The organism is Halorussus marinus, assembly GCF_004521895.1.
GTDB classification, from domain to species: Archaea; Halobacteriota; Halobacteria; order Halobacteriales; family Haladaptataceae; genus Halorussus; species Halorussus marinus.
In genome coordinates this window covers 187,292-209,893 of the sequence record NZ_SBIR01000002.1, presented here as the reverse complement: position 1 = coordinate 209,893, position 22,602 = coordinate 187,292, and the positions used below count along the sequence as shown (strand labels likewise).

Below are 22,602 nucleotides of genomic sequence, written 5' to 3'. Positions count from 1 at the left end.
ACCCAAAAAGAAAGGGGAACCGCTCAGTCGTCTGCGACCGCGGGGCCGGCCTCGCCGTCGGGCGCGGCCGCGAGCAGTCGGTCCAGCGCGTCGACCATCGCGGTGACGCTCGCGCGGGTGATGTCGCCGTCGCTGGCCCGGACGGTCACCGTGCGGTCGCCCCGGCTCATCTCGACCTCGACGGTGACGACCGCGTCGGTCCCGCCCGTGATCGCGTCGACGTGGTACGATTCGAGGCTGGCGTCGGCCATCGACCCGACCGCCTCCCGGACCGCGGCGACCGCGGCGTCGACGGGGCCGTCGCCGGTGCCGGAGGCGACCCGCTCGTCGCCGTCGACGACGAGTCGGACGCTCGCGGTCGGGAGCGGACCGCCGCTCGTGGCTGTGAGTTCCCGGAGCTCGATTCGCCGGTCGCGGTCCCGTCCCTGCACGTCCTCGGCGATGGCGAGCAGGTCGGCGTCGGTCACGCGCTTGCCCCGCTCGGCGAGCCGCTGGACCCGGGCGACAACCGCGCCGAGCTCGTCGTCGTCGACTTCGACGCCGTGCTCGGCGAGCGCGGCCTTCGCGCCCGCCCGACCGGTGTGCTTGCCGAGCACGAGCCGGCGCTCGCGGCCCACCCTCTCGGGCGGGTACGGTTCGTACATCCGCTCGTCTTTGAGCGTGCCGTCGGTGTGGATGCCCGACTCGTGGGCGAACGCGTTCTCGCCGACGACCGCCTTGTTCGGCGCGAGCGCGACGCCGGTCGCGTCCGCGACCACGCGCGCGAGGTCGTAGAGTCGGGTCGTGTCCGCGGTCTCGACCCCGTAGCAGTGGTCGAGCGCGATCGCGACCTCTTCGAGGGCGACGTTGCCCGCCCGCTCGCCGACGCCGTTGACCGTGGCGTGGACGAGGTCGGCGCCCGCCGCGAGGCTCGCGAGGGCGTTGGTCACCGCGAGCCCGAGGTCGTCGTGGGTGTGGGTGCTGGTCGGGCCCAGTTCGGCGAGCCGCGAGACCGCCTCGTAGGTGCGCTCGGGACCGGCGTGGCCCACCGTGTCGCAGAAACACACCCGGTCGGCGCCGGCGTCCAGAGCTTCGGCCATTAGGGTTTCGAGGAAGTCGAGGTCGGCCCGCGAGCCGTCCTCGCCGAGCACCTCGACCCACAGGCCGTGGTCGCGGGCGTAGGCCACGAGGTCGGCGGTCGTCTCGACCACCTCCTCGCGGGTCGTCCCGACCTTCCTCTCGACGTGGCGGTCGCTGGCCGGCACCACGATGCCGACCCCGTCGACGTCGCAGTCGAGCGCGAGGTCGACGTCGTCGCGGACCCCGCGGGCGAAGCTGGTGATCTTAGCGTCGAGGTCCCAGTCGGTCACCCGACGGATCGCCTCGCGCTCGCCCTCGCCGGTGCAGGCGCTCCCGGCCTCGATGACCGAGACGCCCGCCGCGTCGAGCGCCGCGGCTATCTCGGCTTTCTCCTCGGGCGCCAGCGAGATGCCCGGTGCCTGCTCGCCGTCGCGAAGCGTCGTATCTAACAGCTGTACGTCCCGGTCTGAGAGAGGTGTGCTATTCGGGAAGCCCCCGAATAAAACGTTCACGGGTCATGCGAAACCACGACAGGGGATCGGAGCCCGACCGGCTTAAGCGGGCCTTTGTGACAGGCGGGTCTGTCGGACCTACGAGTCGAGCCCAACCGCATCGCCGACAGCCACGCCGTCGGCGGCGCCGGCCGGGAGTTCGACCAGGGTGTCGGCCTCGGCTTCGGCCAGCCCGGTCCACGCCGAGAGGCGCTCTTTGTGCCGGACCTCCCCGTCCCGGAGCCACAGCACGTCGAGCCCGAACGGCACGAACACCATGTGGACGTCCCGGGTCCCGACGCCGTCGAACCGGAAGACCAGCGCGTAGTCGTCGGGAATCGACCGCCTGAACATCAGGCCCTTCGCCCGCGAGAGGAACGAATCGGCCGTCTCCACGTCGGTAGCGAGGGTCCGTCGCTCGCCGCCCGACTCGTGTATCAGTTCCACGGGGCGAAGTGTTCGCGGCGCGAGCAAAAGCGTTGCGCTGGCGCGTCGCTACACATTTTTACCCGTAGACCCCCGAGTGGCGGGCGTGAAAGAGACGCCCTCGGGGACGCCCGTCGGCGTGGACGATCCCTACGACCACGCCGGGCTCTGTGACCACCTCACCGACGAGGGAAAGTGCCGGTACGCCTTCGAACACCCCGAACAGGATCCGGCGTTCGCCCGCGAGCGCCGCGAGGACGACCTGCGGTGTCCGGCGGTCCCCGACGGCGACTGGGAGTCGTGTCCCCACTACCGGTGTCGGAACCGCGATCGAGCGTGCGTCCGGTGTGGCTTGGGAGAACGCCGGATGGCCCACTCCGACGAGCGCCCCCTGCTCGAAGAACACCACCTCTCGTACGCGGACGAGGCCGGGACCCTGAGCCACGAGATCACGGTGTACCTCTGTCGGTGGTGTCACGCCAAAGTCCACGACTCGTGGGCGCGGATCGACGACGACGCGAACCCCGACCCCGAGGCGATCGCCGAGAAGGAGGGCCGCCGGTCGCGCGAGCGGTCCGAGGCCGCGTTCGAATCGGCGGCCGAGCGGTTCGACCGCGACGGCGAGTGATCGCGCGCCGTCGAGTGACCTTCGGTGTCTACTGCTCGGGCGCGCTCGTCGACGACTCGCTCGGCTCCTCGCGCTCGACCCGGAAGTCCTCCAGCATCTCCATCAGCTCGTCGGCCTGCCGCGCGAGGTGGTCGGCGCTGTCGGTGACCTCCGAGACCGCGTCGGACTGCTGTTCGGTCGCGGCCGCGACCTGCTCGGCCTCGTCGGCCGACTCCTCGCTGAGCCGGGTCACGTCGTCCATCATGCTCACGACCTCCTCGGTCGAACTGGCCTGCTCGTCGGTCGCGGAGTTGATCTGCTGGATGCCGACCGCGGTCTCCTCGACGTTCTCGACGATGGCCTTCAGCGACTCCTGGGCCTCGTCGACCGTCTCGACGCCGGCCGAGACCTGCGATTGGGTCTGGCGGATGTCGTCGACCGCGTCGTCGGTCTCGGCCTGAATCTCCGCGATCTGATCTTCGATCTGGTCGACGGCCTCCTTCGACTCCTCGGCCAGCGCCTTGATCTCGTTGGCGACCACTTCGAAGCCGTCGCTCGACCCGTCGGCGGCCGCCGCCTCGATGTTGGCGTTCAACGCGAGCAGGTTGGTCTGGTCGGCGATGTCCCGGATCAGATCGACGATCTCGCCGATCTGGTCCATCTCCGACTGGAGCCCGTCGATCTGTTCGACGGTCGCTTCGGTCTCGGTCTCGATCTCGTTCATCATCTCGATCGCCTCGTTGGCGGCCTCGCGGCCGTCCTCGCCGAGCGCTTCGGTGTTCTCGGCGGCCTTGGCGACCTCGTCGGCGGAGGCGGCGACCTCCTGGATAGTGGCCGAGAGGGTGTTGACCTCGTTCGACGTGGTGTCGAGGTTCTCCTGTTGCTCGCGGGCGGCCTCCGAGAGCTGCTGGCTCGCCCGAGAGACCTGCTGGCTGGTGTCGGCGATGTCCTCGGTCCGGGCTGTCACCTGTTCGCTCGCGCTGGCGACGCTCCCGGCGAAGCTCCGGACCTCCTCGACGGTGGCCTCGAGTTCGGTCATCATCTCGTTGAACTCCCGAGCGATCTGGGCCATCGCCTCGCTGTCGCTGTCGGTGTCCATCCGCCGGGTGAGGTCGCCGTCGGCGGCCGCCTCCATCACCTCGCCGAACTCCCCGGCTTTCTGGACCAGCGCCTCGTTGAGCGCCTCGGCCTCCTGTTTCGCGCCCTCGGCCTCGTCGCGGGCGCGTTCGATGTCGGTGACCATCGTTTCGAGGTTCCCCTGCATCCGGTCGAGCGCGTCGCCGAAGGTGCCGGGCACGTCCTCGTCGAGCACCGGATCGTCGAAGTTCTGGTCGGCGAGCGCGCCCGCCTGATCGGCCACCGTGTTGAGATACGTCCGCATCGCCGCGAACGCGTGGATGAGCGACCCGAGCTCGTCCTCCCGGCGCGTCTCGGGGAGGTCGACGTCGAGCTCGCCGCGTGCGATGGCGTCGGCCTTCTCCGAGAGCACGTCGAGCTCTCGGCCGGTCCGGCGGCCGATGGTGAGCCCGACAAGCCCCAGTCCGACGAGCATCACGACCAGCAGACCCCCGATGTTCCGGGTCACCTGCGTCTGGAGGCCGTAGGCCTGCTGTTTCGGGACGTGGTAGGCCAGCACCCAGTCGGTCCCGACGACCGGGGCCGAGGCCATCACGTAGCTGCCCGACTCCATCCCGGTCTGTGCGGAGATCGTCTCGAACGCGCTCTCGCCGTTCATCCCCGTCGCGACGGCCGCTGGGAGTTCGCCGTCGGCGTACGGGTCGAGGATGTTCGCGTTCCGGTTGTCGAAGACGATGGTGCCGTCGGCGTCGACCACCTTGATGTCACCGGTGGCGATCGGGGAGCTGAATCCGAGCGAGCGCTTCTCCAGAGAGGTCGTCAGCACGATCGCCCGATCGGCGTTGACCGGAGTGACGAACGCCACGACCGGCCCGGCGTCGGTCTCGTAGGGCTCGGACATTCGAACCGTCCCCTGTTCGAGGTCGGTGAGGTTGTTCGCCCAGGGAGTCTCGCCCGCGACGCTGGTCTCGATCTTCCCGTCGTCGGTGCTCGCCATGATCGTCCCGCGGTTTCGGCCGATGTAGTGTATCGACTCGACGTCGGCGGGCACCTCGACAAGTTTCCGTTCGAGGTTGGCCTGGATCTTGGCGGTGTCGCCCGCGGTGATCGACGTCGCGATGAACGACGCGGTCGTCTTCCTGTTGTTCACCCAGTTCTGGATCGCCGTCGCCTCCCGCTGGGCGATACCGGTGATTTCGGCCTCGGTGTCGTCTCGAACGAGCCCCTGCGTGTCGAAGTGGGTGAAGACGCCGATGGCGCCGACGAGCACGATCACGAGCACCAACACGAGGTTGAACTTCGCGGCGTAGCTCCGCCGGATCGCGCTGGGGAGCCGGCGTTCGAGCCAGCCCGACGCCCGACCCAGCCGCTCGCGGAGCCCGGAGTCGTCGTCACTCATCGTCTCCCCCCTCGAAGAACGAGGTCTTCACGAGCTCGCGGTTCCTCACGGACCCGCGGTACACCTCCCGGATCAGGTACGGACTGAGCGGTTCGAGGTCGGCGTTCAGATCGACGCTCCCCGAAGCGCCCTCGTAGTTGATCTCCCGGCCGGCGTCGAGCAGTTTCCGGGCGCGGTCGAACTCCCCGACCGTCACGGTGTGGCCCCGACCGCCCGACACCGCCTGGAGGTTGTTCGCGATCGCCTCGGGCGTCGCCTCGCCGGCTCGCTCGATCGCGAGCGCCTGCAGGAACAGCGCGTCGTATGCGTGTTGGGTGTACGGCGCCAGCGGCGCGATGTCTTCGAGTCGCTGGGCGAGCTTCTGGGCGCCGTTCGACTGCTGGGACATCACCGTCGCGTCGTACACGTTCGTGTAGAGGTTAGGGAGCGCGTCGGGGACCAGCCCGGCGCTCAGCACCCACTCGCCGTCGTAGTCGCTGTTGAGCCCGCGAGTGAGCACGTCTTTCGTGCTCCCGGGCGACCCCACCACGGCGACCCCGTCCGGATCGTCGGCCAGTAGCGTCGAGATGGTGTCGTCGTACGACGCCGCCCCCGACTCGAACGGGACCTCCGCGATCACGTCGGCGTCGACGGCCGCCGTGACCTCGGTGACCAGACTGTTGCCGAACGCGTCGTCGAGGTAGAGGACGGCGACGTCGTCGGCGCCGACGTACTTGGGATCGTCGAGGACCTTCGCCATCACGGACGCCTGCTGGATGTCGTTGGGCGCGGTCCGACCGACGTACTTGGTGTCCTCGCGGTACCCCCGGTCGGCGAGCCCCGGGGCCGTGCTCGACTGGCTCACCTGCGCGATCGGGTCGTCGGCGATGTGTTCGGCGAGCGCGAGCGAGACGCCGCTCACGAGGCCGCCGACGAACCCGACGGCGTTCTCGTCTTGGAGTGCCTCGCACCGTTCGACCGCGGCCTCGGGGCTCACCTCGCTGTCGCGGGCCAGTAGCTCGACGTCTCGCCCCAGCGGCCCGCCGCCGGCTCGGACGTCTTCGACGGCCTGCTCGACGGCCCGGCGGTGGTGCGTGCCGAGGACTTCGAGGGGCCCCTCCGCAGACAGCGGGAAGATCGTTCCGAACCGCACGGCGGACTCCGAGCCCCGGACCTCCCCGAGACAGCCCGAGAGCGAGCCGGCGCCGACGAGAGCGGCGCCGCCCCGCCTGAGGACGGATCGTCGTGAGTACCCAGTGGACATGGAGATGAGTCGAAAAGACCACCTAATAAAGATTTGGACGGGATTATCAGATATAAAAATCCGCTCTCGACGCTCGAAACGGGCGATACCTCCAATATCACTGTCACGACACGACGCGGGGGCGTCGGTCACAAAAAGTCGTTTGAGGCCCGCTCGCCCCGACTCGGAACTCATTTATAAGAGACGATGGCCGGGGAGTACGATCCAGCGAGGTCGACGCGACGCGACCCGTGCACGAAACACCGAAATCGGCGGCTTTTACACCCGTCGCGACGGACCGAACAGTATGAGCCACGACGACTTCCCGACGGACCGGCCGGCGGTGGTGACCTGCGGACTGCCGTACGCCAACGGCGACCTGCACATCGGCCACCTCCGGACGTACGTCAGCGGCGACGCGTACGCCCGCGCGCTGGAGACGCTCGGCCAGGAGACCGCGTTCGTCTCCGGATCGGACATGCACGGCACCCCAGTCGCGGTCAACGCCGAGAAGGAAGGCGTCTCCCCCGAGGAGTTCGCCCTCGACCACCACGAGACGTACGCCGGGACGTTCCCGAAGTTCAACGTCGAGTTCGACAACTACGGCCACACGCACGAACCGACCAACACCGAACTCACCCGGGAGATCGTCCGCACGCTCGACGAGGCGGGCCACGTCTACGAGAAGGAGATACAGGTCGCCTACGACCCCACCGACGACCAGTGGCTCCCCGACCGGTACGTCGAGGGAACCTGTCCCTACTGCGGGGAGCAGGCCCGCGGCGACGAGTGCGACGAGGGGTGTGGCCGCCACCTCGAACCCGGCGAGATCGAGGACCCGGTCTCGGCCATCTCGGGCAACCCCGCCGAGTACCGCGAGCGGACCCACAAGTTCTTCCGGGTCTCGGAGTTCGAGGACTACCTCACGGGCTTTCTCGACCGGCTCGAAGGCACGAGCAACGCGAAAAACCAGCCCCGCGAGTGGATCGAGAACGGCCTCCAGGACTGGTGTATCACCCGGGACATGGACTGGGGCATCGACTACCCCGGCGAGGACGGCGACGATCTGGTCCTCTACGTCTGGGTCGACGCCCCCATCGAGTACGTCGCGTCCACGAAGCAGTACACCGAGCGGGTCGGCGCCGACACCTTCGACTGGGAGACCGTCTGGAAGGCGAACGCGCCCGACGCCGACGACCCGGCGGCCGCCGACGCCGAGACGTGGGCCGGTCGCGACACCGGCGAGATCGTCCACATCATCGGCCGGGACATCATCCAGCACCACACCGTGTTCTGGCCGTCGATGCTCCGGGCGGCGGGGTACAACGAACCGCGCGCGGTGATGGCGAGCGGCTTCGTCAACCTCGACGGCGCGGCGTTCTCGACCAGCCGCGACCGCGCGGTGTGGGCCGACGAGTACCTCGACGAAGGGTTCGACCCGGATCTCGTCCGGTACTACCTGACGACGACGGGCGGCTTCCAGCAGGACGTCGACTTCTCGTGGGAGAAGTTCCAAGAGCGGGTCAACGGCGAACTGGTGGGGACGCTGGGCAACTTCGCCTACCGGAGCCTGCTCTTTGCGGCCCGCAACTACGGCGGCACCCCCGACGCGACCACCTCCGAGGAGGTCGCGTCCCGTATCGAGGAGGCCGTCGAGGACTTCGAGGCCGCCGTCAACGACTACTCGCTCAAGCGAGCCGGCGACGCGGCGGTCGCGCTCGCCGGGTTCGGCAACGAGTACATCCAGCGCAACGAGCCGTGGAACCTCACCGACGACGACCCCGACCGGGCCGAGCAGGTCATCTACGACTGCGTGCAGGTGGCGAAGGCGGTCGCGGTGCTCGCGGCGCCCATCCTGCCCGGCAAGGCCCAGCGGCTCTGGGAGCAACTCGGCGAGGACGGGTCGGTCCACGACGCGAGCCTCGAGGCCTGTCTCGAATCGCCGCCCGGCGACTTCGGCGAGCCCGACGAGCTGTTCGAGAAGATCGAAGACGACCGCGTCGAGGAACTCAGCGCCGAGATGGAAGCGAGCGCCGGCCCGGCCGACGACGGTGAGGCCGACGACGGTGAGGCCGACGGCGAGAGCGCCGACGACGCCGAGGACGAGCCCGCACCGGATCTCGAACCGATCGCCGACGACCGCATCAGCTTCGAGGACTTTCAGGACCTCGACATCCGCGTCGGCGAGATCGAGGCGGCCGAGCCGATCGAGGGGGCCGACGATCTGGCGCGCCTCGAAGTCGACATCGGCGTCGAGCGTCGCCAGATCGTCGCGGGCATCAAACAGCTCCACGACCTCGACGAGCTGGCGGGCACCCGCGCGGTCATCGTCGCGAACCTCGAAAAGGCCGAGCTGTTCGGCGTCGAGAGCAACGGCATGCTGTTGGCGGCGGGCGAGGACGCGGACATCCTGACGACCCACGGCGACAGCGCGCCGGGAACGAAAGTCCGGTAGCGTTCGGGCCCGTCGGGCTACGCGTCGTCGACGACGTGTGCCAGTTCGTCGGTGGGAATGATCTCCATCGTCTGGGAGTCGAGGCCGTGGCGGTCCAGCGCGAGCGCCGCCTGATAGGCCGCGTCGCGGTCGGGCGCGCTCAAGATCACGAGGAAGTCGTACTCTCCGAGGATGGCGTAGGTGTCTTTCAGCGTCGCGTCTCGATCTTCGAGATCGCTTCGGATGTCGCCCCAGACCGACGTGAGTTCCTGGGGGTTCTGGACGTCCTTGCTCACGTCGACCAGTGACGCGTACGTGTGCATATCTGTCTCATTCTTCGCAACGCAATAAAGTGGTTTGGGTAGATCGACTACTACACCCCGAGTTAATCACGAGCTTTTTTGTCCGAGGCGGCTTACCGGGGGCCATGAGAAACGCCAAGATCGTCTGCACGCTGGGGCCGGCCTCCGACTCCCAGCGCACGATTCGCGAGCTCGCGGACGCCGGGATGACGGTGGCCCGGCTGAACGCCAGCCACGGCTCGCGCGAGGACCGAGCCGAGCTCGTCGACCACGTCCGGGCGGTCGACGAGACCACCGAGAACCCGCTGGCGGTGATGCTCGACCTCCAGGGGCCGGAGATTCGGACCGCGCCCGTCGACGAGCCGGTCCACCTCGAAACCGGCTCGACGGTCCGGTTCGTGAAGGGCGAGGACGCGACGCCCGAGGAGGTCGGACTGAGCTACGCCATCGCCAACGTCGAACCCGGCGACACGGTGTTGCTCGACGACGGCCGGATCGAGACCACCGTCGAATCGGTCGAGGGCGACGCCGTCCACGCCCGCGTCGACAGCGGCGGGGAGCTCCAGAGCCGGAAGGGCGTCAACGTCCCCGGCGTGGAACTCGACCTCGACGTGGTGACCGAGAAAGACCGCCGAGACCTCGATCTCGCCGCCGAGAAGGGCGTCGACTTCGTCGCCGCGAGCTTCGTCCGGAGCGCCGCCGACGTCTACGAGGTCAGCGAGTACCTCGAAGACCACGACGCCGACATCCCCGTGGTCGCCAAGATCGAACGCCGCGGGGCGGTCGAGAACCTCGACGAGATCGTCGACGCCGCCTACGGCGTGATGGTCGCGCGCGGGGATCTCGGTGTCGAGTGTCCGCTCGAAGACGTCCCGATGATCCAGAAACGCATCATCCGGACGTGCCAGCGGGCGGGGGTCCCGGTCATCACCGCGACCGAGATGCTCGACTCGATGGTCCACGCCCGCCGCCCGACCCGCGCGGAGGCCTCGGACGTGGCAAACGCCGTGCTCGACGGCACCGACGCGGTGATGCTGTCGGGCGAGACCGCGATCGGCGACGACCCGGTCCGGGTCGTCGAGACGATGGACCGCATCGTCCGGGAGGTCGAGAACTCCGCGGAGTACGACGAGAGCCGCGAACAGCGGGTCCCGCCGGCCGACGACGCCCGGACCGACGCGCTGGCGCGGTCGGCGCGGTTCCTCGCCCGCGACATCGGCGCCTCGGCCATCGTGGCCGCGAGCGAGTCCGGGTACACCGCGCTCAAGGTGGCGAAGTTCCGGCCCGCGATGCCGGTCGTCGCCAGCACGCCCACCGACGAGGTCCGGCGCCAGCTCGCGCTCTCGTGGGGGGTCAACGCCCAGTACACGCCCATGTCGGAGGGCGTCGACAACATCATCGAGGACGCGGTGCAGGCCGCACTCGACGCGGGGGTCGCCGAGAGCGGCGACACCGTGGTCGTGCTCTCGGGAATGATGTCCCAGCTCGAAGACACCAGTACCACGAACATGCTCAAAGTCCACGTCGCGGCCGAGACCATCGCCACGGGTCGGAGCGTCGTCCGCGGGCGGGTCGCCGCGCCGGTGTTCCGGACCGAGGACGGGGACCTCTTGGCGGCGCCCGACGGATCGTTGCTCGCGCTCGAACCCGGCTTCGACGGGGAGTTCGCCGGCGATCCCGCGAAGCTGGTCGGCATCGTGGACGCCCGGCCGGGCATGACGGGCTATCCCGCGATGGTGGCTCGCGAACTCGACGTTCCGATGATCAGCGGCGCGCCCCTCGACCCCGCGATCCGGGACGGCGACGTCGTGACCCTCGACGCCGAGCGGGGCGTGGTCTACGAGGGCGACATCAGCCTCGTCGACCGACCGTGAGCGGGGCGTGAGGAGGTCGCCAAGGCTTTGACGGTGGGTGCCGTATCGAGTCGTATGCCGGACTCCGACTCGGAGTGGAAGTACGAACTCGACGACGTCGGCGAGGACGCCGAAGCCGAGGCCGAGATCGAGGACTTCGATCTCTCGGTTCACCCGGGGTCGCCGTCGGCGGAGAACGCCTTTTTCGTCGCGCTCGGCGCTCTCACCATGCTCGCGCTGTTCGGTCGGCTCGTTCTGCTCGCGGTCTGATCCGTCGGCGCTCCAGTGGGAAAACGTTAACACGATATCACGAATAGCTTCGCGCGGACGAGACTCCTCGTCCGGTAATTCCCATGGAATTCGAACTCACCCACCGCCCGTCGTACGCTCATCTGGTCGCCGACCTCCGCGCAGGCGAGACGGTCCTCGCCGAACCCGGCGCGATGGTCAGCCACTCGCCGTCGGTGTCAGTCGAGACAACCTCGACCCGGGACGGCCTCCTCAGCTCCGCCAAGTCGATGCTCGGCGGCGAATCGATGTTCGCCAACGAGTTCACCGCCGAGGGCGAGGCCGGCACCGTGACCCTCTCGCCGCCCACCCCGGGCGACATCTACCACCACGAGCTGAACGACGAGACCCTCTACGCGGTCGACGGCGCGTATCTCGCGTCGAACCCGGACCTCGACATCGACTCGGAGTTCGGCGGCCTCAAGTCGATGCTGGCGGGCGCGAGCATCACGCCGCTGGCGCTCAGAGGGACCGGCGACGTGTTCATCGAGGCGTTCGGCGGCATCGAGACCGTCGAACTCGACCACGGCGAGTCGTACGTCGTCGACAACGAACACGTCCTCGCGTGGGAGAGCGGCGTCGAGTTCGACGCCCGTCGGGTCGGCGACCTCAAGTCGACGTTCCTGAGCGGGGAGGGGATCGTGATGGAGTTCACCGGCCCGGGAACGGTGTGGTACCAGACCCGCGGGCTCGACACGTTCACCGAGGCTATCGTCGGCGGGGTTCCGGACGACGGCGACGGCGGCGTCGACGTCGACGTGTTCTAGGCCGGCGGCCTCACTGCTCGCCGAACTCGAACTCGCTTGCGGTCTCCTCGCGCTTGAGTTCGGCGACCTTCCGGCGCGTCTCCTCGGTGTCGCGTTCGACGTCCGTGAGCCGGTCGTCGAGCACGCTCAGGATCTCGCTTTTGACCTTCTCGCTGTCGAAGCGCTCGCGCATCTGTTCGTCGACCGCCTCGGTGAACACCTTGAGGAAGGCGGCGACCGACCCGACCGCCCACACGACCGCGCCGAGCGCCGCGAGCGCGAGGCCGGGCGCGGCGGTGGCGGCGACCGACCCGAGCGCGGCGCCGCCGGCGAGCTGTTCGTAGGCGGTCCCGAGTCCGAGCATGGCGCCCGCGGCGACGAGGCCGCCACCGAGGACGGCGGCGACCGCCGAGAGCGCGACGTAGGTGAGCGCCCACCGAATCGAGCGTTTCGCGTCCATGAGCGATGCCACGAACCCCGGATTATAAAACCCACGCGTTTCGTATCGGCCGAATAACACGACCGCGCGTCCGACCGGGAGGCCGGCTCCGTCGTCCGATTTCCGAATCCGTATCGGTATCCGATTTCGAGTAAATATTACCGCGACGACACGGTCGGAACATTCTTTATTCGCCTTCGTGTTCGACTACACGGACACAATGGCTGTACTCTGGCTGGACGAAGTCACTGCGGACGACCTCGAATCGGTGGGCGGGAAGGGCGCGTCGCTGGGGGAACTCACCGGCGCGGGCCTGCCCGTCCCGTCGGGGTTCGTCGTCGCCGCTGGCACCTACCGCCGGTTCCTGGAGGAGACCGGCATCGAGGAGGAACTCTTCGAGGCCGTCGACGTCGACACCGAGGACTCCGCCGCGCTCGCCGAGGCCCAGTCGCGGGCCGAACAACTCATTCTGGACACCGAGTTCCCCGAGGGGATGCGCGAGGAGATGCTCGCCGCCTACGACGACCTCGGTGACGATCCGTTCGTCGCGGTCCGGTCGTCCGCGACCGCCGAGGATCTGCCCGACGCCTCGTTCGCGGGCCAGCAGGAGACCTTCCTCAACATCACTCGCGAGGACCTCGTCGACCGGGTCAAGCAGTGCTGGGCGTCGCTTTTCACCCAGCGGGCCATCTACTACCGCCAAGAGCAGGGGTTCGACCACTCGAAAGTCGACATCGCTGTCGTGGTCCAGCGGATGGTCGACGCCGAGAAGTCGGGCGTGATGTTCACCAGCCACCCCTCGACCGGGGAGCCAAAGCTCATCATCGAGGCCGCGTGGGGGCTCGGTGAGGCGGTCGTCTCGGGATCGGTCTCGCCCGACAACTACGTCGTCGACCGCGAGACGGGCGAGACCGTCGACGTGACCGTCGCCGACAAGAAGACGATGATGGAGAAAGACGACGAGACGGGCGAGACCGTCGAGCGCGCCGTCGACGACGACCTGCGCGAGTCGCAGGTCCTCGACGAGTCGGACATCGCGCGGCTCGTCGAACTGGGCGAGCGCGTCGAGGACCACTACGGCGGCCCGCAGGACGTCGAGTGGGCGGTCGTCGACGGCGAGGTTTTCATGCTCCAGTCGCGTCCGATCACGACGATCGACGACGAGAGCGAGATCGAGACAGACGCCGGCGCCGGGAGCGCCGAGGGGATCGCCGACGGGAGCGGCGCGGTCGAGTCGGCCGCGGGCGCGAACGCCAGCGCCGAGTCGAGCGGCGACGACGTGCTCGTCTCCGGGCTGGGCGCGAGCCCCGGCATCGCGAGCGGCCCGGTCCGCATCGTCACGAAGCTCGACCAGCTCGACAAGGTCGCGGAGGGCGACGTCATCGTCACCGAGATGACGACCCCCGACATGGTGCCCGCGATGAAGCGGGCGGCCGGCATCGTCACCGACGAGGGCGGCATGACCAGCCACGCCGCCATCGTCTCCCGGGAGCTTGGCTGTCCCGCGGTCGTGGGGTCGGGCGACGCCACCGCCGCGCTCGAAGACGACCAGCTCATCACCATCGACGGCGACAAGGGAACCGTCGTCCGGGGCCGTCAGGAGACCGACGAGGAGCGCGAGCCGATCGAGGACGCCCGCCCGAAGACCCCGGTCAAGCCGATGACGGCCACCGAGGTCAAGGTCAACGTCTCGATCCCGGAGGCCGCCGAGCGCGCGGCGGCGACCGGCGCCGACGGAGTCGGGCTCCTCCGAATGGAGCACATGATCCTCTCGACCAACAAGACGCCCGCGAAGTACCTCGACGACCACGGGGTCGACGCCTACGTCACCGAGATCGTCGACGGCATCCGGGGCGTCGCCGAGGAGTTTTACCCCCGGCCGGTCCGGGTGCGGACCCTCGACGCCCCGACCGACGAGTTCCGCCAGCTCGAGGGCGGGGAGGACGAGCCCGACGAGCACAACCCCATGCTCGGCTACCGGGGGATCCGGCGGAGCCTCGACCGGCCCGACGTGTTCGCCCACGAGCTCGAGGCGTTCGCCCGCCTCTACGAGATGGGGTACGACAACGTCGAGATCATGTTCCCGCTGGTCAACGACGCCGAGGACGTGCTTCGGGCCCGGAACCTCATGGCGGACGCGGGCATCGACCCCGACAAGCGGACGTGGGGCGTGATGATCGAGACGCCCGCCTCGGCCCTCGGCATCGAGGCGATGGCCGAACAGGGGATCGACTTCGCCTCGTTCGGGACCAACGACCTCACCCAGTACACCCTCGCGGTCGACCGCAACAACGAGAACGTCGCCGACCGGTTCGACGAGCTCCACCCGTCGGTGCTCGAACTCATCTCCCAGACCATCGAGACCTGCCGCGAGCACGACGTCGCGACCTCGATCTGCGGGCAGGCCGGTTCGAAGCCCCGGATGGTCCAGCACCTCGTCAACGAAGGGGTCAGCTCCATCTCGGCCAACATCGACGCGGTCCGGGACGTCCAACACGAGGTCAAGCGCGTCGAACAGAAGCTCGTGCTCGACTCGGTGCGCTAACGACGACTTACCGCGGTCGAACCCTCGATTTCTCCCGGGTCGGACCGCGGACGGTCCCGTCGATTTATCTCCGCACCCGCCGGAACCGTTCGGTATGTCGACACGATTGGCGACAGCCGCGGTACTCGCGCTCGTCGTCCTCGCGGGGTGTGCGGGGAGCGCGGCCCGGACGGCGACGACCGCCGCGGAGGGCGAGCCGACCGAAACGACGGCCCGGTCCGACGCGTCGAGCGCCGACCTCCCGCCGGGAGTGAGCCCCGACGGCGTCGCGAACGCGAGCGCGCTGGTGGCGGCCCACCGGGCGGCGCTCGCCGAGACGGGCTACACCTACCGGGTCCGGACCGCGGGGTCGGCCGACGGCTCGTTCGACCAGCAGGGGACCGCCCGCGCCGCGGTCGGGACGAACCACGCCCCGATCCGGATCCGGTCGGTCACCGACGTCCAGTCTGACGACGGTACCCGGCGGATCCGATCGGACATCTGGGCGAACGAGTCGGTCGCCCTCTACGAGTACCGCACCCGGAACCGGACGGTGTACGACAAATCCAACGCGTCGCTGTCGCCCGACGGCGAGCCGGTCGTCGGCTCGACGGCGTTCGACGTGACCGAGCAGGCCTCGCTGGCGCGACTCGTCGAGACCGCGCTCCGGGCCGGCGAGTTCGAGGTCGCAGACGTCGGGTCGACCGACGGATCCACGCTGACCACGCTCCGCGCGACCGCGCCCAACCGGAGTTCGACCGCGTTCGGGAACGTCTCGACGTACGATGCGACGGTCGTCGCCGACGAGCGCGGGCGAATCCACCGGCTCGACGTGACCGTCGAAACCGACCGGACCGGCTTCCGATACGAGTTCACGCTCGAAACGCTCGGCGGGGTCGTCGTCGAGTACCCGGCGTGGGCCGACCGCGCGCTGGCGACCGTCGCCGCCGATATCGACGTCGACTCCGCGGACGACCACTTCGTCGTCTCGAACGAGGGCGGCGAGACGCTCGCGCCCGAGTCGACGGTTCGCGTCCGTCGCGGGGCGAGGAACGTCACGCTCGAACTGAACCGATCGCTCGCACCCGGCGAGGCGGCGTACGTCTACTTCCCCGCCGACGGCGCCGATCCCGTGATCGGCGACGAACCGCCGACCGAGGGCGAGGCCGACCGGCTCGACGGCGAGTACCGTTTCGTGGTCGCGGGACCGACCGGGACTCCGCTCGTCAACGCGAGCTTCGGCTTCGAGACGGCGTCCGAGACCGAAACGCCGGCCGGGTAACCGCGACTTAGCCGTTCTAAAGCACCGGCTACGCGAGTAAACGAGCCGGTACAATCGAGCCGGTTTAACAGGCACGAGCACCCACGTCCGGGAAATGCGTGCATCGACGGCCGCGCTGGTTCTGGCGGCGGCGACGCTTCTGGCCGGCTGTTCGGGCGGGACGGTCGCGCCCACGGCGACCGAGACGACGACCGACGCCCCGCCGATGACCGACGAGGGCGCGAACGCGACGTTCGCACCGGGGCTGAACGAGTCGGGCGTCGCGGACGCCGCCGCGCTGGTGGCGGCCCACCGGGCCGCGCTCAACGAGACCGGGTTCGCGTTCGCGTTCCGCGCGAACGTCACGGTCGGGCCCGCGAGCCAGCGGACCGTCCAGCGCGGGCGGGTCGAGACCGGGCTGGCGCCGCTGGTCGTCAACTCCACGAGCGAGCGCGACCTCGGCGACGAGACGACGGCGGTCGCCACCGACATCTGGGCGAACCACACCGCGAGCGTCGTCCGGTACGATCGCGAGGACTGGACGCGGGTCCGGGCGTACAACCGCTCGGGCGAGGGGATCGGCGTCCCCGACGAGTCGTGGGCCCACCTGCCGCGGGCCGACCTCGACTCGCAGGTCACCAACGCGTGGCTCGTCGAACTCGCGCTGGCGGCCGGCGACTACGACATCGACCGGATCGAGGAGCGCGACGGCCGGGAGGTCGCGGTCCTCCGGGCGACCGAGCCCGCCGGCGCGGCCAACGTCACCGACCTCGACGCGACCGCGGTCGTCGACCGCGAGGGCCGGGTCCACGAACTCTCGCTGACGGCGGGCTACGAGGGCGAGGAACCGACCACCCGGGTCCACTACGAGTTCGAACTCGCCGACCTCGGCGAGCGATCGGTCGAGCGCCCGAAGTGGGTCGCGCCCGCGCTCAGGTCGACCAACGCGACGGCCGAAACGCCCACGACGGCGCCGGGTTCGGACTGACCCGGCTCCGACCGCGCGCGGGCGTGGGGTCGCCGCATCCGCCACGTTCAAGCCACCGGGACGCAAGCCTCCGAGTATGACACGCTCGGTATGGCTGAAGGCCGACGACGCGGTCGGCGACTGGGACGCGCGTCGGCGACGCATCACCGCGGGACTCGAATCCGGGGTCGACTGGGTGCTCGTCGACCGCGAAGACGTCGGCCGCGTCCGGGAGCTCGGGGACGTGAACGTCGCGGCGTTCACCGACGGCGACGCCGAAGTGATCGACGAGGCCGGATCGGCGGCCCAACCGGACGCCTACGTCGTCGGCAAGGACGGCGAGGGCGACGGGACGGTCGATCTCCCCTCGGACTTCTCGGGGTCGGCGGACCTCTCGACGCTCCGGCGCGACGACGACCGGGCCGACGGCGCGTACGTTCGCATCTTCGACGAGGACTACGAGGCGTTCGCCGAGGCGGCCGCGACCGAGGCCGACTACACCCTCGTCGTCGGCGAGGACTGGACGATCATCCCCCTCGAAAATCTCATCGCCCGGATCGGCGAGGAGACCGAACTCGTCGCGGGGGTCACCACGGCCGCCGAGGCCCAGACCGCGTTCGAGACCCTCGAAATCGGGAGCGACGCGGTCCTGCTCGACACCGACGACCCCGACGAGATCCGCGAGACGGTCGCGGTCCGCGACGAGGCCGAACGCGAGACCCTCGAGTTCGACTGGGCGACCGTCACCGCGGTCGAGCGCACCGGCACCGCCGACCGGGTCTGTATCGACACCGGGAGCCTGATGGACCACGACGAGGGGATGTTGGTCGGGTCGATGTCCCGCGGGCTCTTTTTCGTCCACGCCGAGACCGCCGAGTCGCCGTACGTCGCCTCCCGGCCGTTCCGGGTGAACGCGGGCGCGGTCCACGCCTACGTCCGGACGCCCGACGGCGGTACCAAGTACCTCTCGGAGCTGAAATCCGGCGATCAAGTCCAGATCGTCGATCTGGACGGCACCACCAGGGAGGCGACCGTCGGCCGGGTCAAGATCGAGAAGCGTCCGATGTTCCGCGTCGAGGCGGAGTTCGACGACGAGAGTTCGAGCGCCCCCGGCGACCGGGTGGAGACGCTGCTCCAGAACGCCGAGACGATCAAGGTCCCGACCCGCGAGGGCCGGACCGCCGTCACCGATCTCGCGGTCGGCGACGAACTCCGGGTCTACCGCGAGGGCGGCGCTCGCCACTTCGGCGAGACCGTCGAGGAGAGCATCATCGAGAAGTAACTACCGCGAGACCGCGCCGTTCTCGGCCGAGACCTCCCCCTCCGAGCCCTCGTCGCGACCCGGAAGGGGCGCCGTACACCACTGACAGAAGTCGAGGTCCTCGTCGACGGTGCGACCGCACGAGGGACACTCCGCGCCGCCGTTCCCGTCGTCGCCGCCGACGCTGTCGGTCCGGAGCGCGAGCCAGTAGGCGTCGATCCCGCTGAAGATCCGAACCACGAGCACGGGGAGCATCGCCTCCAGTGACAGGTCCGAGGTGGCCTCCATCGCGGCGGTCCACGCCGACTCCATCCCGCCGGCCTCGGCCGACGCCATCACCGAGTCGGGCATCGGAACGAACAGCAAGACCGCGCTGACCGCGAGCGCGAACCACATCGCCGACCGGAGCCACTCCTTCAGATAGACGTGCCCGATACCGGGCAGGAAAAACGACAGTAGGGCGCCTAGCCACGGTCGCTTTCCGGATTTCGTACGAGTCACTGTCCGGGGGTTACCGGCCGACGAATATAAATGCTGTCCCCGCTCACCGCAACTGCTCGACCAGCCCCGCGAGCGTCCGGAGGTCGTACTGACCCGGAGCGGTCGCCTCGGCGGGGTCGACCGGCGCGTACCCGATCTTCGATCCGTACACCGGCGCGACCGCCCGCGAGTGTCGACCCGCCGCGCCCATCGCCATCGTAGCGACCCGCGCGCCCGCCGTCCCGAACTCGTGGGTGACCCCGAGCAGGTCGAGCACGTCGGCCCGGTCCTCGGCGGTCACCGCGAGCTTCCCGACGTCGCCCCGGTCGGTGGCCGATTCGAGCAGGCCGCGCAGTTCGGGCGTCGGCGGCGTGGCCCCGAAGTCGTGGACGGAAGCGATCACGGCGGTCCCGGTCCGGCGAGCGCGCTCGGCGACCGTCTCGCCCTCGCCGTCGGTCAGGCTCTTCAGTTCCACGTCGACCGCGCCGACGCAGGCTAGTTCGGCGGCCTCGGCGAGGGCGGCGAGTCGGGCCTCGTCGTCGCCGGCCTCGCCGCCCTCCCACGCCGCGCGGTTGGTGGCGATAACCGGAAGCTCGCCGTCGTAGTCGGCCAGCGCCGCGAGCGGGTCGTCGGCGAGGTCCATCCGGAACTCGACCGCGTCGGCGTGCGGGCGCGCTCGGGGCTCGGCGTCGAGGTCGCCGACGGCGGCCGCGAGGACGAACTCGTCGAACTCCATGCCCGACCCTGTGGGACCGACCGGCAAAAGCGTATCCGTCGGGGCCGCCCGGGCACTTATTTCGCCGGCTCCCGGAGTAGGGCCATGAGTATCGTCGGCGAGTTCACCATCCCCGCACGCGCCTTCGCGCTGGCGGAGGCGCTGTCGGCGGTCCCCGAGATGACGATCGAGGCCGACCGATTGGCAACTCACAGCCCGAGGGAGGTGTTCCCGTTTCTCTGGGCGACCGGCGGCGACTTCGAGCGGTTCCGGCGAGCGCTGGCCGACGACCCGACGGTCGCCGAGGTCGACGTCGCGGAGGAGGCCGACGGGGAGGTGCTGTACCGGGTCGTGTGGACCGACGAGGTCTGCGATCTGGTCCACGACATGATCGACCACCACGCGGTGATCATCGAGGCGACCGCGCGGTCCGACCGGTGGACCCTGCGACTGCGGTTCGCCGAGGAGGAGATGGTGTCGTCGTTCCAGACCCACTTCCGGGAGACCGACCACTCGTTCGAGGTCAACCACCTCACCCACCCCGCCGAACCGCGCCAGCGCGAGTTCGGGCTGACGCCCGCGCAGTACGAGGCGCTGGTCACGGCGGCCGAGGCGGGGTACTTCGCGGTCCCGCGGGCCGCGTCCGCCGAGGAGATCGGCGAGGCGCTTGGCATCTCGGCCAACGCCGCCTCCCAGCGGATCCGCCGGGGCTCGGAGGCGCTGGTCCGGTCGGCGCTGACGCTTCCCGACGAGACGGGGTAGCTCGGGGCCTCACTCCTCGACCGGCTCGTGGGCGACGACGTACCGGTCGCCCTCGCGCTCGTAGCCGTCGACGGTGTACAGCCGTATCCGGCGCTCCTGTTTCGTCTTCACGCCGAAATCGTAGTGTTCGGCGTCGTAGCCGAGGTCGGCGTCGGCCGCGAACGCGCGGTGGGCGTCGAGTCGCTCGCGGGCCACGCGGTCGGCCAGCGACCCGACGCCGGCGACGCGGTCGTCGAACACCGCCCGGAACTCCCGGTCGAGCTCGTAGCCCACCGAGTCCCGGCCCGCGACCATCGCCGCGAGCGTCGTGGTGCCGGTCCCCCAGAAGGGGTCGAGCACCGTGTCGCCGTACGCCGAGTACATCTGGACGAGCCGATGGGGGATCTCGAAGGGGTAGGCGGCCGACCGATCGCGGAGGGCCTCGGCGTCGAGCGACTGGCCGGTCCCCCGAACGTCGGTCCAGAGGTCCGAGAACCACTCGTTTCGCTCCTCCCAGAAGTAGGCGGCCTCGTAGCGCCGGTCGGCGCCCGGCTCGAACGACCGGGGTTCGGTCCCGTTTCGGAACACGAGGACGTACTCGTGTTCGAGCGTCGGGTAGGCGTTGGGCGGCACCATCCCCGACCCCATGAACTTGGTGTGGCCGTTGGCGGGCTTGCGCCAGACGATCTCGGGCAGCAGCGCGAACCCCCGATCGCGGAGCCGGGCCACCAGTTCGGCCCGGTTCGGGAACACCTGGAAGCCCCCGCCGAGGCTTCGGGTCGCGTCGCCGACGTTGATCGCGGCGATACCGCCGTCGACGAGCACGCGGGCTAGTTCGTCCCACACCGGGCCGAGCGCGTCGTGCATCGCCTCGAAGGCGGCGTCGGCCTCGCCCGCCGCGAGGCGGTCCTCGATCGCGGGGTCGAGCGCCCCGAACAGATCGTCCCACATCTCGATCATGGGGTACGGCGGCGAGGTGACGACTAGTTCGACGGAGCCGTCGCTCACTCCGTCGAGTTCGCGAGCGTCGCCGACGTGGATCCGGTGTTCGGTCTCCATCCGCTTAGTGGCATCTCACGCGGGCGACAGAACGGTCTTTCGGTTCGGGAGACTACAGGACTGCGGGCGCTTCCTCGGCTTCGAGCAGTTCGTGGTAGCGGTTGCGGATCGTGACCTCGCTGATGTCGGCGACCTCGCTGACCTCGGCCTGCGTGGTCTTCTCGTTGGTGAGTAGCGCGGCGGCGTAGACGGCGGCCGCGGCGAGCCCGACCGGCGACTTGCCGCTGTGGACGCCCTGCTCTTTGGCGGTCTGGAGGAGTTCGCGGGCGCGGTGTTCGGCCTCGTCCGAGAGGTCGAGCCCGGAGGCGAACCGCGGGACGTAGCTCTCGGGGTCGGCGGGCTTGACTTCGAGGTTGAGCTCTCGGACCACGTACCGGTAGGTCCGGGCGACCTCGCTCTTCTCGACCCGGCTCACGTCCGCGATCTCGTCGAGGCTCCGGGGGACGCCGGCCTGTCGGGCCGCGGCGTAGACGCAGGCCGTCGAGACGCCCTCGATCGAGCGGCCGGGCAGGAGGTCCTCGTCGAGCGCGCGCCGGTAGATGACCGAAGCGGTCTCCCGGACGTTGTTCGGGAGCCCGAGCGCCGAAGCCATGCGGTCGATCTCGCCGAGCGCCTGCTTGAGGTTGCGCTCTTTGGAGTCGCGGGTCCGGAACCGCTCGTTCCACTTGCGGAGCCGTTGCATCTTCTCGCGCTGGCGCGAACCGAGCGAGTTGCCGTAGGCGTCCTTGTTGCGCCAGTCGATGTTAGTCGACAGCCCCTTGTCGTGCATCGTGTTGGTGGTCGGGGCGCCGACCCGGCTCTTTTCGTTTTTCTCCTTCGAGTCGAACGCGCGCCACTCGGGGCCGCGGTCGACCTGGTCTTCGTCGACGACGAGGCCGCAGTCCTCGCAGACGGTCTCGCCGCGCTCGTCGTCGGCGATGAGGTGGCCGCTGCACTCCGGGCAGGCGGTTCCGTCTTCTCGTTCGTCTTCGACTTCGTTCTCGCTCGCAGTTCTGGTCTGGATTCGGGTGTCTGTCATGCTAGCTCCTCTAATTACGCGAGAGGCCGTGGGCTACCGGGCAGGGGGAAAACCTGAGAAACCCGGACCTCAGTTCTTACACCTCAATACTTCCGAAAGGTATTTAGTATTTTCGGAATTATATTTCGCGGTTCGCGTGAACGGCTACCACGGTCCGCGAAGTCGCCGCGGAGACGGCGCGTCTCTCGGACTGGGCGCGGGGCCCCGCGAGCGGACGATTTAACGCCCCGGGG

The 22,602-nt window shown here is 69.4% G+C and carries 20 protein-coding genes; 10 read left to right on the top strand and 10 right to left on the bottom strand.

Annotated features, from left to right (window positions below; all coding sequences use genetic code 11):
* Positions 1–23: 23 nt before the first annotated feature.
* Positions 24–1,571 (bottom strand): 2-isopropylmalate synthase, encoded by a 1,548-nt coding sequence (locus EPL04_RS03285; RefSeq protein ID WP_134669390.1) that lies wholly within the window; start codon positions 1,569–1,571, stop codon positions 24–26.
* Between the two features lie 78 nt (positions 1,572–1,649).
* Complete coding sequence (locus tag EPL04_RS03280) at positions 1,650–1,997, bottom strand: DUF192 domain-containing protein (RefSeq protein ID WP_134669389.1); 348 nt, start codon at positions 1,995–1,997, stop codon at positions 1,650–1,652.
* 85 nt (positions 1,998–2,082) lie between these two features.
* Between EPL04_RS03280 and EPL04_RS03275 the strand changes: the two genes are divergently transcribed.
* Positions 2,083–2,604, top strand: coding sequence for a DUF7097 family protein (locus EPL04_RS03275; RefSeq protein WP_134669388.1), 522 nt, complete (start codon positions 2,083–2,085; stop codon positions 2,602–2,604).
* Positions 2,605–2,632: 28 nt separating this feature from the next.
* Here the strand turns inward: EPL04_RS03275 and EPL04_RS03270 are convergent, their stop codons facing one another.
* Both EPL04_RS03270 and EPL04_RS03265 read right to left on the bottom strand, forming a co-directional pair.
* Positions 2,633–5,059 carry a methyl-accepting chemotaxis protein gene (locus tag EPL04_RS03270; RefSeq protein ID WP_134669387.1) on the bottom strand — a complete coding sequence of 809 codons (2,427 nt, stop codon included), beginning with the start codon at positions 5,057–5,059 and terminating at the stop codon, positions 2,633–2,635.
* Entirely contained in the window at positions 5,052–6,302 is a 1,251-nt protein-coding gene (locus EPL04_RS03265) for an ABC transporter substrate-binding protein (protein ID WP_134669385.1), read from the bottom strand. Before EPL04_RS03265 ends, EPL04_RS03270 begins: the two co-directional genes overlap by 8 nt.
* 286 nt (positions 6,303–6,588) lie before the next feature.
* Between EPL04_RS03265 and metG the strand changes: the two genes are divergently transcribed.
* Entirely contained in the window at positions 6,589–8,736 is a 2,148-nt protein-coding gene (metG, locus tag EPL04_RS03260) for a methionine--tRNA ligase (RefSeq protein ID WP_134669383.1), read from the top strand.
* 17 nt (positions 8,737–8,753) lie between these two features.
* Here metG and EPL04_RS03255 read toward each other — a convergent pair whose 3' ends face one another.
* Positions 8,754–9,038, bottom strand: a complete 285-nt coding sequence (locus tag EPL04_RS03255; RefSeq protein ID WP_134669382.1) for a GYD domain-containing protein — start codon at positions 9,036–9,038, stop codon at positions 8,754–8,756.
* Positions 9,039–9,142: 104 nt separating this feature from the next.
* On the opposite strand from EPL04_RS03255, the gene pyk reads away from it, so the two are divergent.
* The 3 genes from pyk (at position 9,143) to EPL04_RS03240 (ending at position 11,925) form a co-directional block, all read left to right on the top strand.
* Complete coding sequence (pyk, locus tag EPL04_RS03250; RefSeq protein ID WP_134669380.1) at positions 9,143–10,891, top strand: pyruvate kinase; 1,749 nt, start codon at positions 9,143–9,145, stop codon at positions 10,889–10,891.
* 54 nt (positions 10,892–10,945) lie between these two features.
* Complete coding sequence (locus EPL04_RS03245) at positions 10,946–11,140, top strand: DUF7312 domain-containing protein (RefSeq protein WP_134669378.1); 195 nt, start codon at positions 10,946–10,948, stop codon at positions 11,138–11,140.
* 83 nt (positions 11,141–11,223) lie between these two features.
* Entirely contained in the window at positions 11,224–11,925 is a 702-nt protein-coding gene (locus EPL04_RS03240; protein ID WP_134669377.1) for a TIGR00266 family protein, read from the top strand.
* Between the two features lie 10 nt (positions 11,926–11,935).
* Here EPL04_RS03240 and EPL04_RS03235 read toward each other — a convergent pair whose 3' ends face one another.
* Entirely contained in the window at positions 11,936–12,364 is a 429-nt protein-coding gene (locus EPL04_RS03235) for a hypothetical protein (protein ID WP_134669375.1), read from the bottom strand.
* A 199-nt stretch (positions 12,365–12,563) separates the two neighbouring features.
* On the opposite strand from EPL04_RS03235, the gene ppsA reads away from it, so the two are divergent.
* The 4 genes from ppsA to EPL04_RS03215 all read left to right on the top strand — a co-directional run bounded on the left by ppsA (position 12,564) and on the right by EPL04_RS03215 (position 18,377).
* Positions 12,564–14,888, top strand: a complete 2,325-nt coding sequence (gene ppsA, locus EPL04_RS03230; protein WP_134669373.1) for a phosphoenolpyruvate synthase — start codon at positions 12,564–12,566, stop codon at positions 14,886–14,888.
* A gap of 94 nt (positions 14,889–14,982) precedes the next feature.
* Positions 14,983–16,149 carry a hypothetical protein gene (locus EPL04_RS03225; protein ID WP_134669371.1) on the top strand — a complete coding sequence of 389 codons (1,167 nt, stop codon included), beginning with the start codon at positions 14,983–14,985 and terminating at the stop codon, positions 16,147–16,149.
* Positions 16,150–16,243: 94 nt separating this feature from the next.
* A complete protein-coding gene (locus EPL04_RS03220) occupies positions 16,244–17,116 on the top strand; it encodes a DUF7537 family lipoprotein (RefSeq protein WP_134669370.1) in 873 nt (290 codons plus the stop codon).
* Positions 17,117–17,192: 76 nt separating this feature from the next.
* Entirely contained in the window at positions 17,193–18,377 is a 1,185-nt protein-coding gene (locus tag EPL04_RS03215; RefSeq protein WP_134669368.1) for a 3-dehydroquinate synthase II, read from the top strand.
* On the opposite strand, the gene EPL04_RS03210 is transcribed toward EPL04_RS03215, so the two are convergent.
* Together EPL04_RS03210 and EPL04_RS03205 are read right to left on the bottom strand one after the other, a co-directional pair.
* Positions 18,378–18,857 (bottom strand): zinc ribbon domain-containing protein, encoded by a 480-nt coding sequence (locus EPL04_RS03210; protein ID WP_134669366.1) that lies wholly within the window; start codon positions 18,855–18,857, stop codon positions 18,378–18,380.
* Between the two features lie 43 nt (positions 18,858–18,900).
* The gene (locus tag EPL04_RS03205; protein ID WP_134669364.1) at positions 18,901–19,572 is read right to left on the bottom strand and encodes a type I 3-dehydroquinate dehydratase; all 672 of its coding nucleotides are present in this window, start codon (positions 19,570–19,572) and stop codon (positions 18,901–18,903) included.
* An 84-nt stretch (positions 19,573–19,656) separates the two neighbouring features.
* On the opposite strand from EPL04_RS03205, the gene EPL04_RS03200 reads away from it, so the two are divergent.
* Positions 19,657–20,313, top strand: a complete 657-nt coding sequence (locus EPL04_RS03200; RefSeq protein ID WP_134669363.1) for a helix-turn-helix domain-containing protein — start codon at positions 19,657–19,659, stop codon at positions 20,311–20,313.
* 9 nt (positions 20,314–20,322) lie between these two features.
* Here the strand turns inward: EPL04_RS03200 and EPL04_RS03195 are convergent, their stop codons facing one another.
* Positions 20,323–21,351, bottom strand: coding sequence for a DNA-methyltransferase (locus EPL04_RS03195; RefSeq protein ID WP_134669361.1), 1,029 nt, complete (start codon positions 21,349–21,351; stop codon positions 20,323–20,325).
* A gap of 52 nt (positions 21,352–21,403) precedes the next feature.
* A complete protein-coding gene (locus EPL04_RS03190) occupies positions 21,404–22,369 on the bottom strand; it encodes a transcription initiation factor IIB (RefSeq protein WP_134669359.1) in 966 nt (321 codons plus the stop codon).
* Between the last annotated feature and the right edge of the window lie 233 nt (positions 22,370–22,602).

Excerpts from the sequence above, each read along its gene's own strand:
- EPL04_RS03255 (WP_134669382.1), bottom strand. The coding sequence starts at position 9,038 with ATGCACACGTACGCGTCACTGGTCGACGTGAGCAAGGACGTCCAGAAC.
- EPL04_RS03200 (WP_134669363.1), top strand. The coding sequence starts at position 19,657 with ATGAGTATCGTCGGCGAGTTCACCATCCCCGCACGCGCCTTCGCGCTG.
- EPL04_RS03225 (WP_134669371.1), top strand. The coding sequence starts at position 14,983 with ATGTCGACACGATTGGCGACAGCCGCGGTACTCGCGCTCGTCGTCCTC.
- EPL04_RS03190 (WP_134669359.1), bottom strand. The coding sequence starts at position 22,369 with ATGACAGACACCCGAATCCAGACCAGAACTGCGAGCGAGAACGAAGTC.
- EPL04_RS03245 (WP_134669378.1), top strand. The coding sequence starts at position 10,946 with ATGCCGGACTCCGACTCGGAGTGGAAGTACGAACTCGACGACGTCGGC.
- EPL04_RS03220 (WP_134669370.1), top strand. The coding sequence starts at position 16,244 with ATGCGTGCATCGACGGCCGCGCTGGTTCTGGCGGCGGCGACGCTTCTG.
- EPL04_RS03205 (WP_134669364.1), bottom strand. The coding sequence starts at position 19,572 with ATGGAGTTCGACGAGTTCGTCCTCGCGGCCGCCGTCGGCGACCTCGAC.
- EPL04_RS03270 (WP_134669387.1), bottom strand. The coding sequence starts at position 5,059 with ATGAGTGACGACGACTCCGGGCTCCGCGAGCGGCTGGGTCGGGCGTCG.
- EPL04_RS03265 (WP_134669385.1), bottom strand. The coding sequence starts at position 6,302 with ATGTCCACTGGGTACTCACGACGATCCGTCCTCAGGCGGGGCGGCGCC.
- EPL04_RS03215 (WP_134669368.1), top strand. The coding sequence starts at position 17,193 with ATGACACGCTCGGTATGGCTGAAGGCCGACGACGCGGTCGGCGACTGG.
- EPL04_RS03240 (WP_134669377.1), top strand. The coding sequence starts at position 11,224 with ATGGAATTCGAACTCACCCACCGCCCGTCGTACGCTCATCTGGTCGCC.
- pyk (WP_134669380.1), top strand. The coding sequence starts at position 9,143 with ATGAGAAACGCCAAGATCGTCTGCACGCTGGGGCCGGCCTCCGACTCC.
- EPL04_RS03195 (WP_134669361.1), bottom strand. The coding sequence starts at position 21,351 with ATGGAGACCGAACACCGGATCCACGTCGGCGACGCTCGCGAACTCGAC.
- metG (WP_134669383.1), top strand. The coding sequence starts at position 6,589 with ATGAGCCACGACGACTTCCCGACGGACCGGCCGGCGGTGGTGACCTGC.
- EPL04_RS03235 (WP_134669375.1), bottom strand. The coding sequence starts at position 12,364 with ATGGACGCGAAACGCTCGATTCGGTGGGCGCTCACCTACGTCGCGCTC.
- ppsA (WP_134669373.1), top strand. The coding sequence starts at position 12,564 with ATGGCTGTACTCTGGCTGGACGAAGTCACTGCGGACGACCTCGAATCG.